This is a genomic window from Nocardia paucivorans NBRC 100373 (assembly GCF_000308675.1).
GTDB lineage: Bacteria > Actinomycetota > Actinomycetes > Mycobacteriales > Mycobacteriaceae > Nocardia > Nocardia paucivorans.
The window spans coordinates 1-15,274 of the sequence record NZ_BAGE01000052.1 but is presented as its reverse complement, the minus strand read 5'-3'; the positions used below and the strand labels follow the sequence as shown (position 1 = coordinate 15,274).

Annotated in this window: 3 protein-coding genes; 2 read left to right on the top strand and 1 reads right to left on the bottom strand. The window is 66.9% G+C overall.

Going from position 1 to position 15,274, the window contains the following annotated elements; translation table 11 throughout:
- Positions 1 to 213: 213 nt before the first annotated feature.
- Positions 214 to 2,244, bottom strand: a complete 2,031-nt coding sequence (locus ON32_RS18430; protein WP_040792326.1) for an NADPH-dependent 2,4-dienoyl-CoA reductase — start codon at positions 2,242 to 2,244, stop codon at positions 214 to 216.
- Between the two features lie 659 nt (positions 2,245 to 2,903).
- On the opposite strand from ON32_RS18430, the gene ON32_RS18425 reads away from it, so the two are divergent.
- Positions 2,904 to 11,915 carry a type I polyketide synthase gene (locus ON32_RS18425; protein ID WP_051133414.1) on the top strand — a complete coding sequence of 3,004 codons (9,012 nt, stop codon included), beginning with the start codon at positions 2,904 to 2,906 and terminating at the stop codon, positions 11,913 to 11,915.
- A 59-nt stretch (positions 11,916 to 11,974) separates the two neighbouring features.
- Positions 11,975 to 15,274, top strand: a 3,300-nt coding sequence (locus ON32_RS18420) for a type I polyketide synthase (protein WP_157224232.1), incomplete at its 3' end; no start/stop codon positions are given.

The window sequence follows — 15,274 nt, the reverse complement described above, 5'->3', positions numbered from 1 at the left end:
CGCCGGATGGTATTGGGGCACCAAGAATTTGAACGAGCCGGCCGATGACTCGAATATTCGTGAGATCACCCGGACGATCAATAGCGGTTCCAACGGCGCTGCGAAACGGAAAGAGAACTACGACCGGGCCCGCGAGATCCTCGACGGGCAATGAAAACGGTGTATGGGTCACCGCGCACCGAATGAGGCCCATCCGTCGGCCTCGGAGCGTGCTCAGAGGATGGCGGCGAGACGGGTGCCCTGGTCGATGGCGCGTTTGGCGTCGATACCGACGGCATCGTCGGCACCACCGATGAGATGCACGCGCATACCGAGGGCTTCGAGTGGAACTGCCAGATCGCGGACGGATTCCTGCCCGGCACACACGATCACATTGTCGACATCGATGATGCGCCGTCCCTGTCGGTTCTCTCCGAAACTGACGTGCAGCCCGCGGTCGTCGATCCGTTCGTAGTTGACCCGGCCGACCTGTTCGACCCCCTTCGCGTCGAGAACGGCGCGATGGATCCATCCGGTCGACGTGCCGAGGGTCGTTCCGAATGCGCCCGATTTCCGTTGCAGCAGGGTCACCTCCCGGAGAGCGGGAGCGGGTCGGGGCCTGGTCAATTGACCACGGACATGGGCGTCGTGGGTGACGCCCCACTCGGCCTGCCACTGCTCGAGTTCCACCATGCTGTGTCCGGCGACCGTGAGGAAGGCGCCGACATCGAAACCGATCCCACCCGCGCCGATGACCGCGACCCGTTTGCCGACGGTGCGCTCTTTGCGGATCAGTTCGGGGTAGGACAGCACCATCGGGTGATCTATTCCCGGGATATCGGGAAGATTGGGGCGGATACCGGTCGCCAGCACGACTTCGTCCCAGTCGTCGGTGGCCAGCCGTTCCGCGGTAACCCGGATATTGAAGTGCACTGTGACGCCGGTGAGTTCGAGTCTCCGGTTGAAGTACCGGATGGTCTCGTCGAACTCCTCCTTACCGGGAATGCGGCGGGCCAGATCGAACTGGCCGCCGATTTTGTCGTCGGCTTCGAAGAGCTTGACCCGATGGCCGCGTTCGGCCAGCCCGATCGCGACGGACAGGCCCGCGGGACCGGCGCCGACGACGGCGATGTGTTTGGCGTGGCGGGTGGGCAGCAACTGCAGCAGTGTTTCGTGGCAGGCGCGGGGATTCACCAGGCAGGACACGGTTTTCCTGGTGAAGGTGTGGTCGAGGCAGGCCTGGTTGCAGGCGATGCAGGTATTGATCTCGTCCACCCGGGATTCGGCGGCCTTGTTCACCCATTCCGGGTCGGCCAACAGTGGCCGGGCCGCGGAGATGAGGTCCGCATCGCCCCGCTCCAGGATTTCCTCCGCGACCTGAGGCATATTGATCCGATTCGACGCGCATACCGGAACCGTCACATGCGCTTTGAGTTGGGCGGTGTATCCGACGAACGCCGCCCGCGGCACCACCGTGGCAATGGTCGGCACCCGTGACTCGTGCCAGCCGACACCGGTATTGATGATGTCGACCCCGGCCTCTTCCAATTCCTGTGCCAGGGCGATGATCTCCTCGAAGGTCTGGCCGTTGTCGACGAATTCCGCCATCGACATCCGATACATGATGAAGAAGTCGTCGCCCACCGCCGCCCGCGTTCGGGCGACGATCTCGACGGGAAACCGGCGCCGGTTGGCCGGTGAACCACCCCAGCCGTCGGTTCGTAGGTTGGTGCGCGGCGCCAGGAACTGATTGATCAGAAAACCCTCGCCGCCCATCAGTTCGATTCCGTCGTATCCGGCCGACTCGGCCAGTTCGGCGCAGCGCACATGGTCGGCGATCGTCGATTCGATGTCCTTCTCGGACATCACCCGAGGTTCGAATGCGGTGAGCAGCGAGGTCACCGCCGAGGGTGCCACATTGTTCGGAACATGCGAATCGCGGCCTCCGTGCAGAATCTGTAAGGCGATCTTGGCGCCTTCGGCGTGAACCGCCGATGTGACCACGCGGTGCCGCTCGGCGTCCTCCTCGGTGATCATTCCCCGGGCGAACGGCCACACCCAACCTTCGCGATTGGGTGCGCATCCGCCGGTGACGATCAGACCGACCCCGCCGCGGGCTCGTTCGGCGAAGAACGCGGCCAGTCGGTCGATATGCCAATCGCGGTCCTCCAGGCCGGTGTGTATGGAACCCATCACCACGCGATTGCGCAGTTTGACGCGCCCCACCTCGAGCGGTGACAGCAAGCGCGGAAAAGCCGAACTCATGGGATGAACGTAGTAACCGGTCTCGGCGCGCGCAATGCCGGAGAGCGGCTCGAGCGGGTTGTCGTCCATCCGACCGATCTCGGTCCTCGCCCCAGCAATTTATGCCGATAGGCTATGTACCGTCGGATAAGAGTACACCGGTTGCGCGGAATCGCTTCGGCCGGCAGCCTTAGGTCCAGCAAGCACCCCGGAGATGTCTTGTGGCTTGCTTGGCGGAGAGAGATACCTGATGGGCAGCGATTTCGTCTTCTGTACGGGAGAGGGTGGGCACCTGCCTCGGGTAGCCCGCCGGTTACCTGCGACATTGTCGGCATGCCTTTCACGGCCGTGAAAGGAAGTTCTTACTCATGGACAACGGACCGTTGATTATCGATCAATCTGCCGCTGTCCGGATACGTGATCGTGCTGTCGTGCTTCGCGGGAGATCGCCGAAAGTCGCTGCCGCCTGCTTGTCCGCCCCCGTCCCGGTCGGCGGTGTGACCGGTCGGCGCATCGGTTCCCCGCCGCAGTTGTTCGGGTTTCCGCGGAAGGTGCCCTCGAGGCCCGCCTTCGCCACCTTGTCACTGTCTTTCGAACGAAAACAGTAGCCGGGCAGTACTTTTCGCTGCTCGCGCGATCGGGCGGCCCTGGCACCTTCGAAATACCACGGGATACGAGCTATGGACACAAGCACCGGCGATTCGTCCGAACGCCTGATGGAGTACCTGAAAAAGGTCACGGTGGAGCTCCTGACGACACGTGACGATCTGACGCAGCTGCAGGAAAGGCTTACCGAGCCGATTGCGATCGTGGGGATGAGCTGTCGGTACCCGGGTGGTGTGGAGTCGCCGGGGCAGTTGTGGGATCTGGTCGCGTCCGGTTCGGATGCGGTGGGTGGGTTTCCGCAGGATCGGGGCTGGGATGTGGCGGGGTTGTTCGACCCCGACCCGGATCGGTTCGGGAAGGTGTACACGCGGGAAGGTGGTTTCCTGCGTGGTGCGGCCGATTTCGACGCGGGTTTCTTCGGAATAGGTCCGCGTGAGGCCGCGGCGATGGATCCGCAGCAGCGGTTGTTGTTGGAGGCCTCGTGGGAGGCGTTGGAGGACGCCGGGATCGACCCGACCTCCCTGCGCGGCAGTGACACCGGCGTGTTCGCCGGTGTGATGTACCAGGACTACCTGTACAAATCCATGGCCGCGGGCCCGATTGCCGAGGGGTACGCGGGGACCGGCTCGGTGGGCAGCGTGGCGTCGGGGCGGGTGGCGTATGCGTTGGGTTTGATGGGGCCGGCGGTGACGGTGGATACGGCGTGTTCGTCGTCGTTGGTGGCGATTCATCTGGCGTGTCAGAGTTTGCGGCAGGGGGATTGTTCGTTGGTGTTGGCGGGGGGCGTGACGGTGATGTCGACGCCGTTTTTGTTCGTGGAGTTCTCGCGGCAGCGGGGGTTGTCGCGGGATGGTCGGTGTAAGTCGTTTTCGGCGTCGGCGGATGGTGTGGGGTGGTCGGAGGGTGTGGGGGTTGTGGTGTTGGAGCGGTTGTCGGATGCGCAACGGTTGGGACACGATGTGCTCGCCGTGATTCGAGGTTCGGCGGTCAACCAGGACGGGGCATCGACCGGGCTTTCCGCGCCGAACGGTTTGGCGCAGGAGCAGGTGATCGCGGCCGCGTTGTCGAACGCCCGTCTGGAACCATCGGATGTGGACGCGGTGGAGGCACACGGTACGGGGACGCCGTTGGGGGATCCGGTCGAGGCGCAGGCATTGCTCGCCACCTATGGGGTCGATCGGGATCGGCCGTTGTGGCTGGGGTCGTTGAAATCGAATATCGGTCACACACAGGCGGCTGCGGGGGTGGGGGGTGTGATCAAGATGGTGCAGGCGATGCGGCATGGGGTGTTGCCGAAGACCCTGCATGTGGCGGAGCCGTCGCCGCATGTGGATTGGTCGGCGGGCGCGGTGCGATTACTGCAGGACCGGAAGGCATGGCCCGCGGGGGAGCGGGTGCGTCGGGCGGGGGTGTCGGCGTTCGGGATCAGCGGCACCAATGCGCATCTCATCCTCGAAGAAGCACCGGCGTCGAGTCCGGACGAACCCCCTGCCGGGGAAACGGCCTCGGGCGGGGCTCTGGTGTGGACCGTTTCGGCGAAAACGCGAGAGGGTTTGCGAGACCAGGCGATTCGATTGCGGGAGTGGCTGTCCGCTCATCCGGATACGGATGCGGCGCGGGTGGCCTCATCATTGGTGCGGCATCGTTCCCACCTGGAATGGCGTGCCGCGGTGGTGGGGCGAGGATCGGCCGATCTGGCGGCCGGGTTGGCGAAGTTGGCGGACTCCGCCGGTGATGCCGAAGGCCTGGTGTCGGGCCGCGCCTCGACTCGGCGGGTGGCGTTCGTGTTCCCGGGGCAGGGCGGCCAATGGCAGCGTATGGCGGCCGAATTGTTGGTAGCCGGCGGGGTATTCGCGGAAGCGATCGCGGAGTGCGAGGCGGCATTGGCGCCGTTCGTGGACTGGTCGCTGAGCGCCGTGCTGCGGGGCGGGTCGGCGGCGTCGCTGGAACGGGTCGATGTGGTGCAGCCGGTGCTGTTCGCGGTGATGGTGTCCCTTGCTCGGCTGTGGCGCTCCCACGGGGTGGAGCCGGCGGTGGTGATCGGACATTCGCAGGGCGAGATCGCGGCAGCCGTTGTCGCCGGTGGTCTTTCGTTGTCCGACGGCGCGCGGGTGGTGGCCCTGCGTTCCCGGGCCGTGGCCGAGGAACTCGCCGGCTCCGGTGGCATGGTGGTGGTCGCTTCGACTGCCGACGCGGTCCGGCAGCGGCTGCGCGAATTCGGGGACCGGTTGTCGGTGGCGGCGACCAACGGCCCGGAACAGACAGTGGTGTCTGGGCAGGAATCGGCGGTGGCGGAGTTCATGGCCGGGTGCGCACACGACGGCGTGTGGGTGAAACGGATCCCGGTGGATTACGCATCGCATTCGGCGGCCGTGGAGTCGATTCGAGACCGGGTGTTGGCGCAGCTGGCCGATATTCGTCCGCGCACCGGTTCGGTGCCGCTCTTCTCGACCGTGGCCGGGGAGTACCTCGACACCGCCGGCCTGGATGCCCGGTATTGGTATCGGGGGCTGCGGGAACAGGTGCGGTTCGCCGAGTCGATCGAGGCGTTGATGGGCGCGGGAATCAACGCGTTCATCGAGGTGAGTCCGCATCCGGTGCTGACGACGGGGATCGAGTCGACGGCGGAAGTGCTGGGCGTGGCCGATCGGGTGGCCGTCCTGGGCACACTGAAACGAGACCACGGGGGACCGGAGGAGCTCGCCGTCGCACTGGCTCGGGCGCACTGTGTCGGGGTGTCGGTGGCGGCCACGGCATTGGCGCCGGCCGCGGCGCGGGTGGCCTTGCCGACGTACGCCTTCCGGCATCAGCGGTACTGGTTGCAGCCCAGCGGCGGCGGGGTCGGAACCGGCTCGTTCGGGCATCCGCTGTTGACGAACGCCGTGCAGCTCGCCGGGAAGGACGAGTGGCTGTTCACCGGGCGGATATCGGTGCGGACCCATTCGTGGCAGGCCGATCACACGGTACTCGGCTCGGTGATACTCCCCGGAACCGCCTTCGTGGACATGGCACTGACCGTGGGAGCACGACTGGGTGTCGAATCGGTCGAGGAACTGTCGCTCGAAGAGCCGCTGCTGCTCGACGATACCGCGGTCGATATCCAGGTCGGGGTCGAACCGGCCGACGAGGCGGGGCGACGCCGCTTCGTGATCCACTCTCGTGTCGTGGCCGAGGAGGATACCGAATCCGGCGAAGGCGAATGGGTATCGCACGGCGGCGGTGTCCTGGCGCCGGCCGGTGCGACCGTTCTCCCGTGGCTCGACGCACAACCGCACGGGCCGGAGAGCGCGGAATGGCCACCGGTGGGTGCGCAGCCGGTGCCGACCGGTGAACTCTACGAGCGGCTGGCCGAGTTGGGGTTCGGCTACGGTCCCGTTTTCCAACGGGTCGGTTCGGTGTGGCGCGATGGTGACGATCTCCTTGTCGAGGTGTCACTCCCGGCCGATACCGGTGATCGGGCGATACCGTTCGGAATCCATCCGGCATTGCTGGACTCCGCATTCCACCCGTTGATCGAGGGATTGGCCTCGGATATGCCCGCGGGTCGGATACCGCTGCCGTTCTCCTTCACCGGGATCCGGTTGTATCGGTCCGGCGTGCCGGCCCTGCGGGTTCGGCTCATCCGGATGGATACCGACCGGGTGCGGGTCGTCGCTTCGGACCCCACGGGTGAACTCGTGCTGAGCCTCGAATCGCTCACCACCCGCCCGGCGGATGTGAAGACACTCACCGCCCGTCCCGGGCGGCGCGCCTCGCTGTCGGATATCGACTGGGTGCCGGTGCCATCCGACTCGGGTGAAGCGGTGGGATCGATGGTGTTCTCGGGCGCCGCTCGGTCGGCGGGGGCCGATGGTCGGGCCGACCTCGCGGAACTGCTCGCCGACGATGCGATACCGGATATCGTCGTATGGTCGCCCGGCCGAGGCGACGCCCTGGATGGCAGTGCCGACGATATGTCCGTACGGGCCCAGGCGTGGGTGCACTCGGCATTGGAACTGGTGCAGGCCTGGCAGGCCGAGGAGCGTGTGAGTGGTTCCCGGCTGGTCGTGGTGACGCGGGGAGCCGTGAGCGTGTCCGGCGAGTCACCGGATCCGGCGGGTGCGGCGGTATGGGGCCTGATGCGGAGCGCGCAGTCCGAGCATCCCGGCCGGTTCGTCCTCGTCGATGTGGGTGCCGATGAGGACGTGACCGCGGACATCGTGGCCGCGGTGGTGCGTGCGGACGAACCGCAGCAGGCCGTGCGCGATGGCCGGTTGCGGGCGCCGCGGTTACGTCGACACTCGGCCCCCGCTCCGGCGACCCCGTCGCCGCTGGGCACGGGAGCGGTGTTGATCACCGGCGGCACCACCGGTTTGGGGGCCGCGGTGGCCCGGCACGTCGTCGACGCCTATGACGTTCGACGGCTGGTGCTTGTGTCGAGGCGCGGGGAGCGAGGCGACGGTGCGGCCGAGCTGGTGCGCGACCTGGCGGCCGCCGGTGCGCAGGTGCGGGTCGAGGCCTGCGATGTGAGCGATCGCGCGGCGGTCGCGGGCCTGTTGACGGGGTTGCCGGCGGAATTCGCGCCGAGCGCGGTGATCCATTCGGCGGGTGTGCTCGACGATGGCACCATCGAGACATTGACCGGCGAGCAGCTGGATCGGGTGATGGCGCCGAAGGTGGACGGCGCGTGGCACCTGCACGAGCTGACCGAGGACCGTGAGTTGGCGGCGTTCGTGCTCTTCTCGTCGGCCGCGGGTGTGGTGGGTCTTCCGGGGCAGGGCAACTATGCGGCGGCGAATGCCTTCCTGGATGCGTTGGCGTGGTATCGGCGGGCGGCGGGATTGCCGGCGGTCTCGATTGCATGGGGGACCTGGAACCAGGGCATCGGTATGACCAGCGGCCTGGACGACGCGGCGATGGCGCGACTGGGTCGGATGGGAGTGCGGCCGTTGGAGACGGCGGACGGTTTGGCCTTGTTCGATCGTGCGCTCGGCGCAGCGGCGCCCGTGGTGATCGGGACGGAGTTCGACACCGAGACCCTGTCGGCGCAGGCACGCGCGGGGTCGTTGCCGCGGATACTGCGTTCGATTGTCGCGACGCCGGTACATCGCGCCGCGGACACGAGCGGGACATCGGCGCAACGGCTGAGCGCCGCCCCACCGGCCGACCGCGCGGCGATCGTGCTCGATATCGTTCGGGAACAGGTCGCCGGCGTGCTGGGACATATCTCCGGCGATGTCATCGATCCCACCGTGCCGTTCACCGAGCTCGGCTTCGATTCGATGGCGGGCCTGGAATTCCGGAATCGGCTCGTCGAGGCGATCGGTGTCCCGCTGCCGTCGACGCTGGTCTTCGACCACCCCACCGCCGCGGCGGTGGCGGCGTTCGTGCTGTCCCGTATCGGCGAAAGTGACGCGGATGCCGGCGGTGGACCCGTACGGCCGGCGCGCCGAATTCGCACCGACGAGCCGATTGCGATCGTGGGGATGAGCTGTCGGTACCCGGGTGGTGTGGAGTCGCCGGGGCAGTTGTGGGATCTGGTCGCGTCCGGTTCGGATGCGGTGGGCGGGTTTCCGCAGGATCGGGGCTGGGATGTGGCGGGGTTGTTCGATCCCGACCCGGATCGGCTCGGAAAGACATACACGCGGGAGGGCGGTTTCCTCTCCGGAATCGCCGACTTCGACGCGGAGTTCTTCGGGGTGGGTCCGCGTGCGGCCGTCGCGATGGATCCGCAGCAGCGGTTGTTGTTGGAGGCCTCGTGGGAGGCGTTGGAGGACGCCGGGATCGACCCGATATCCCTGCGCGGCAGCGAAACCGGTGTTTTCGCCGGCGTTTCCCACCAGGACTACGACCAGGTCGCCAAGGCGGCAGGGCAGGTCGCCGAAGGGTATGTCGGCACCGGTTCGGCGCGAAGTATGGCGTCGGGGCGGGTGGCGTATGCGTTGGGTTTGATGGGGCCGGCGGTGACGGTGGATACGGCGTGTTCGTCGTCGTTGGTGGCGATTCATCTGGCGTGTCAGAGTTTGCGGCAGGGGGATTGTTCGTTGGTGTTGGCGGGGGGTGTGACGGTGATGTCGACGCCGTTTTTGTTCGTGGAGTTCTCGCGGCAGCGGGGGTTGTCGCGGGATGGTCGGTGTAAGTCGTTTTCGGCGTCGGCGGATGGTGTGGGGTGGTCGGAGGGTGTGGGGGTTGTGGTGTTGGAGCGGTTGTCGGATGCGCAACGGTTGGGACACGATGTGCTCGCCGTGATTCGAGGTTCGGCGGTCAACCAGGACGGGGCGGCCGACGGTATGACCGTGCCGAGCGGTCCAGCGCAGGAGCAGGTGATCGCGGCGGCATTGGCGGCGGCGGGTGTGGGGGCGAGTGATGTGGACGCGGTGGAGGCACACGGTACGGGGACGCCGTTGGGGGATCCGGTCGAGGTGCAGGCGTTGATCGCCACCTATGGACGGGGACGGTCCGAGCCGTTACGGGTGGGGTCGCTGAAGTCGAATATCGGTCATGCGCAGGCGGCTGCGGGGGTGGGGGGTGTGATCAAGATGGTGCAGGCCATGCGGCACCAAGTGCTGCCTGTGACATTGCATGTGGATGCGCCGTCGCCACATGTGGATTGGTCGTCGGGCGGAGTGCGGTTGTTGACCGAGCCGGAGCCGTGGCCCGCGGGGGAGCGGGTGCGTCGGGCGGGGGTGTCGGCGTTCGGGATCAGCGGCACCAATGCGCATCTCATCCTCGAGGAAGCACCGGCGGCCGTGCAGCGGGTGGAGCCGGTGGCAGCGGACGTTCCGCCCGGGGCGGCGAGGACGGTGCCGTTGCTGGTGTCGGCGAAATCCGCCGCGGGATTGCGCAGGCAGGCCGCTCGGCTTCGGGACTGGCTGTCGACGCATCCGGAAGCGCAACCGGTGGATGTGGCTCATTCCCTGCTGACGATGCGCAGCAGACTGGAATGGCGTGGAGCGGTGATCGCCGAGGACCGGGATGGCATGCTGGCCGGTTTGGCGGATCTGGCCGCGGGCACGACCGCACCGAGGGTGACCGAGGGCACGCCGGTATCGGGGAAGATCGCATTTCTGTTCACGGGGCTGGGATCGCAACGTGTCGGTATGGGGGCCGGGTTGTATGCGGCGTTCCCGGTATTCGCATCGGCGTTCGACGAAATATGTGCCGAATTCGACCGGTTGCTCGGGGTGTCGCTGAAGGACATCGCCTTCGGTGTCGCGGACGCGGATTCGGTACATCGAACGGAATTCGCCCAGCCGGCGCTGTTCGCTTTCGAGGTGGCGTTGTTCCGGTTGGTGGAGTCGTTCGGCATCACCCCGGACGCGCTCATCGGGCATTCGATCGGGGAACTGGTCGCCGCGTACACGGCGGGACTGTGGTCCACGGCCGACGCGTGCGCGCTGGTCGTGGCGCGGAGCCGGCTGGTGGGTGCGTTGCCGGCCGAGGGTGCGATGCTCGCCGCCGCGGTCTCCGAAGAACGGGCGACGCAGTTCGTCGCCGAATTCCGGAGGCGGCTGTCGATCGCGGCGGTGAACGGTCCGTCCGCGGTCGAGTTCGCCGGAGACGAGGACGCCATCGACAAACTCGAAGCGATACTGGCCGCGGAGCAGGTCGCGATCTCACGGCTGCGGGTCGATCACGCATTCCACTCCGCCGCAGTGGATCCCGCATTGCCCGAATTCGAGGCCGTCGCCGAGGGGCTGAGTTATGGCCGGGCGCTGTTGCCGGTGGTGTCCACCGTATTCGGTATGGACGGTGGCGCGGCCTTCGCCGAACCGGGCTATTGGGTCGGTCATGTGCGCGATACGGTCCGATTCGCGCAGGGGGTCGACGCCCTGCGCGAGTTGGGTGTCCGACGGTTCCTGGAGTTGGGCCCCGATACGGTGCTGACGGAGCCGACCCGGCAGTGCCTGCCCGCGGAACTCGAATCGACCTCGTTGGTGGCGGCCGCGGGCCGGGAAGGTATCGACGAGGTGACGCAGCTGCTGACATTCCTCACGCACGCCCACCATGCGGGTATCGACGTGAACTGGGAGCCCCTGTTCACCGGCCGGGCCCCGAGACGGGTGTCGTTGCCGACATACGCGTTCGCGCGCCAACGTTATTGGCCCATCACCGATGCCACGGTGGCGGCCGATGAAACCCGCAACCCGGATTCGCCGGAAGCGGCTCGGTCCGTCGACGAAGACGACCGGCCCGCCTTCGACCCCGCGACGACACGAGCACTGGATTATCTCCGCTCCCGTATGTCGGAGGCCCGTGCCGCGGCATCCTCTTGGCGCGGTGGTCTCACCAACCTGTTCCTGGCCGCGCATCGGCGTGGACACGTCGACACCGCGATACCGATGCTGTTGGAAAGCGCCGAGTTGGCCGAGACGTTCACCACCGCCGCCGACCTGCCCACCAGGCCGATGCCGATCCCCTTGAACAGGGGTACTTCCCGATTCTCCTTGGTCTGTGTTCCGTCGTTCGTGGTCGGCACCGGGCCGCAACAGTTCGCGCGATTGGCGCGTGCCCTCGGCCGTGACCGCACGGTGATCGCGCTGCGGCTGCCGGGTACCCGACCCGGGGAGCTGTTGCCCGCATCCTCGGACGCATTACTGGATTGTCTGGCGGAAACCGTGGCGGATATCGGCGACAGCGCATCGATTGTCCTGGTCGGTTATTCGGCGGGTGGGGCGATCGCGCAGGCGGTGGCGCACCGCCTGGAGCAGAGCGGGCGCGGTCCGGCGGCGGTGATATTGGTGGACCCCTATGCGCCCGAGAGTGTGGAACTGCGTCGTCGGGCGACCGTGAGTGCGATCGACACGGTGCTCGCCAACGGACACGAAATGACCGAGATCGATGATCACGGTCTGATCGCCATGGCGAAGTACATGCGGATATTCGACGAACAGCAACCCGTGTCCGTCACCGCGCCGACATTGAATCTGCGGGCCGCGCGGCCGTTGCCGGGAATGGACGGTATCGATCGGATGCCCGCGTGGCTGCACACCGGCGAGACGGTCGAGATCGATGCCGACCACTTCTCGATCATCGGCGCGGACTGCGCTGTCGCGGCGGCGGAGATACGCCGCCGGCTCGACGAACACGGCGGCCCGAAGCCGTGAAAACCATCCACACGACATCACAACGCTTGGCACAGGATAAGGCGCGGTAGAGGAATCCCATGGTCGAATCAGCGAACGAGGTCGCCCCAGCGCTGCGATACAGCGACCCGAAGCGGCAACGGATCGTGCCGTCGGCCGGCTTCGCGAACGACGCGATCGCCATTGTCGGAATGTCGTGTCGGATGCCGGGAGCGCCCGATCTCTCGAGCTTTTGGCGTTTGCTGCGTGAAGGTCGCGACGCGGTGGGACCGGCCCCGGTCGACCGGTCGGGAATCGGTGAGGTGGCCGGTTTCCTCGATTCGGTATCGGAATTCGACGCCGATTTCTTCGGGGTATCACCGAACGAGGCGCGAGCGCTCGATCCTCAGCAGCTGCTGGGCTTGGAGCTCAGCTGGGAGGCGTTGGAGGACGCGGGTCACCGCGATCGCAATGGCGCGCGCGCCGGGGTGTTCGTGGGGGCGACAGGTACAGATTTCGCCGAAATCACTGCATTACAAGGCATTTCGGGTATCGACAGGCACTCGCTGTCGGCGGTCGGTAGAGGAGTCACCGCCAACCGGATCTCGAATCATTACGGCTTCACCGGCCCCAGCCTGGTGGTCGACAGCGGGCAATCCTCCTCGTTGGTCGCAGTGCATTTGGCGTGCGAATCATTGCGTCGAGGAGAATGCGATATGGCGCTGGCCGGCGGGGTGAGCCTGATCCTGTCGCCGGCGAGTGGGGAGCGTTACGCGCATTTCGGTGCGCTTTCGCGATCGGGGAAATGCCGGACATTCGACGAAAGCGCCGATGGCACGGTCCGTGGTGAAGGCGGCGGCATCGTCGTGCTCAAGCCACTGGCGGAAGCGGTCACCGACGGTGATCGGATCTATGCCGTAATCCGCGGTAGCGCGGTCAACAACGGTAACGAACGCCAGGTGTTGAGCGCACCCAGTGTGGCGGCGCAGACAGCGGTTGTCCGGGCGGCATTGGTGTCGGCCGGGGTGGACGGTTCATCCGTGCAGTATGTGGAGTTGCACGGCACCGGCACCCCGGCGGGTGATCCGGTGGAGGCGGCGGCCCTGGGCGAGGTCTACGGCGCGGGGCGGGCACAGAGCGCGCCATTGGCGGTGGGTTCGGTCAAGACCAATATCGGTCATCTCGATGGTGCCGCCGGAATCGCGGGCCTGATCAAGACCGCATTGTCGCTGCGGTATCGCGAATTGGTACCCAGCCTGAACTTCCACACCCCGAACCCGCGAATCCCGCTCGACGATCTGGGCCTGCGGGTACAGACCACGACGGAGCACTGGCCCGCCCCGATATCGAGCACCGGGTTGGGAGCGGAAACGGCGGAAGACCGCACAAGCGCCGCCGGCGATACCGCGGCGCCGCGCCGAGCGGGTGTGTCGTCGTTCGGTATGGGCGGCACGAACGCACATGTGATCGTGGAAGAACCCCCCACGGCGGCTTCGGCGGGCGATAGCGTCACCTCGCAGCCTTCTGTCGGAGAAACATCCGGCGGAGCGGGTTCGGCCGCGGCCACGAGTACTTCGCGGTCACTGGTGTGGATATTGTCCGGGCAGAGCCCGGAGGCGCTGCGCGGTCAGGCCGTTCGGTTACGGGAATGGTTGACCGATCACCCCGAGGCCCACGCCGCCGATATCGCGTATTCCCTGCTGAACACCCGGACGCCGCTGGAGTGGCGCGGCGCGGTCGTCGGCCACGATATCGACGGACTGAACGCCGGACTGAGCGCGCTGATCGACCCGTCCGCGGCCCTCGGGCTCGAACCCACGGCGGTGACAGGACACGCCCGGTCGCGTCGTGTGGTGTTCGTATTCCCGGGGCAGGGCGGTCAGTGGGTGGGGATGGCTGCCGAGCTGCTGGCCGCGGGTGGAGTGTTCGCGGAATCGATCGCGGAGTGCCAGGCCGCGTTGGCGCCGTGGGTGGATTGGTCGTTGCCGGCGGTGTTGCGGGGTGAGCCGGGCGCGGCCTCGTTGGACCGGGTGGACGTGGTTCAGCCGGTGTTGTTCGCGGTAATGGTGTCCCTTGCCCGGCTGTGGCGTTCCCACGGGGTGGAACCGGCAGCGGTGGTGGGGCATTCGCAGGGGGAGATCGCAGCGGCGGTGGTGGCCGGTGGCCTGCCGTTGGCCGATGGCGCGCGGGTGGTGGCGATGCGGTCCCGGGCGGTGGCCGAGCAACTCGCCGGTGCCGGCGGCATGGTGTCGGTCGGAATATCGGCGGACGTCGCGGCCGAATGGGTGGCCGAGTTCGGCGATCGGCTCTCGGTGGCGGCGATGAATGGGCCGGACCGGACGGTGGTGTCGGGGGAAACGGCCGCGGTGGACGAGTTCGTGGACAGGTGCGAGTCCGCCGGTGTGTGGGTGCGGCGGATCGCGGTGGACTACGCATCGCATTCGGCGGCGGTGGAACGCATCCGGGATCGGGTGATCGCGGAATTGGAGACGATCGTGCCGCAGTCGGGGTCGGTGCCGTTCTTCTCCACGGTAACCGCGGGCTATATCGACACCTGCGAACTGGACTCGGAATATTGGTATCGAGGATTGCGGGAACCGGTGCGGTTCGCCGAGGCGATCGAGGCGTTACTGCAGTCGGGCATGAATGCGTTCATCGAGGTGAGTCCGCACCCGGTGGTTTCCACCGCAATCGAGTCGACGGCGAACTCGATCGGCAAGGCCGAACAGGTCGCCGTCCTGGGCACATTGCAGCGGGATAGAGGCGGTCCGGAACACATCGCCACCGCGCTGGCACACGCCTACTGCATCGGTATCGACGTGCCCGCAGAAGCGTTGGCGGCACCTGCCGACCGGGTGGATTTGCCCGCCTATGCGTTTCAGCGGCGGCGGTGTTGGGTTCCGGGGGATGTGTCGGGTTTGGTCGTGGGTCGGTCGGGTGGGGTGGTTGTCGATCCGGTGGCGGACGAGGAGTCGGGTGGGACGGTCGGTGTGGGGGCGATGGCGTCCGATGCCGGCGGCTCGACGGTGGCGGGAGCCCTGGCGTCGCGGTTGATGGCTGTCGCCGAACGCGATCGTGACGGGTTGGTGTTGGGGGTGGTGGCCGAGCAGGCGGCGGTGGTGCTCGGTCATGATTCGGCGGCCGCCATTCATCCGGAGCGGGCGTTCACCGCGTTCGGGTTCGATTCGTTGAGCGGGCAGCAGTTGCGTAACCGGTTGGTGGCGGTGACGGGGGTGGAGTTGCCGGCGACGTTGATTTTCGATTACCCGACCCCGTCGGCGGTGGCGCGGTTGCTGCGGCAGCGTCTGGAAGGGACGGTCCCCGCTGTCCCGCAGGTGGTGGGTGGTGTCGCGTCCGAGGAGCCGATCGCGATCGTGGGGATCGGGTGCCGGTTCCCGGGT

What these genes read in the sequence shown, in the direction of transcription:
- ON32_RS18430 (WP_040792326.1), bottom strand. Translation starts at nt 2,244, where the DNA reads ATGAGTTCGGCTTTTCCGCGCTTGCTGTCACCGCTCGAGGTGGGGCGC.
- ON32_RS18425 (WP_051133414.1), top strand. Translation starts at nt 2,904, where the DNA reads ATGGACACAAGCACCGGCGATTCGTCCGAACGCCTGATGGAGTACCTG.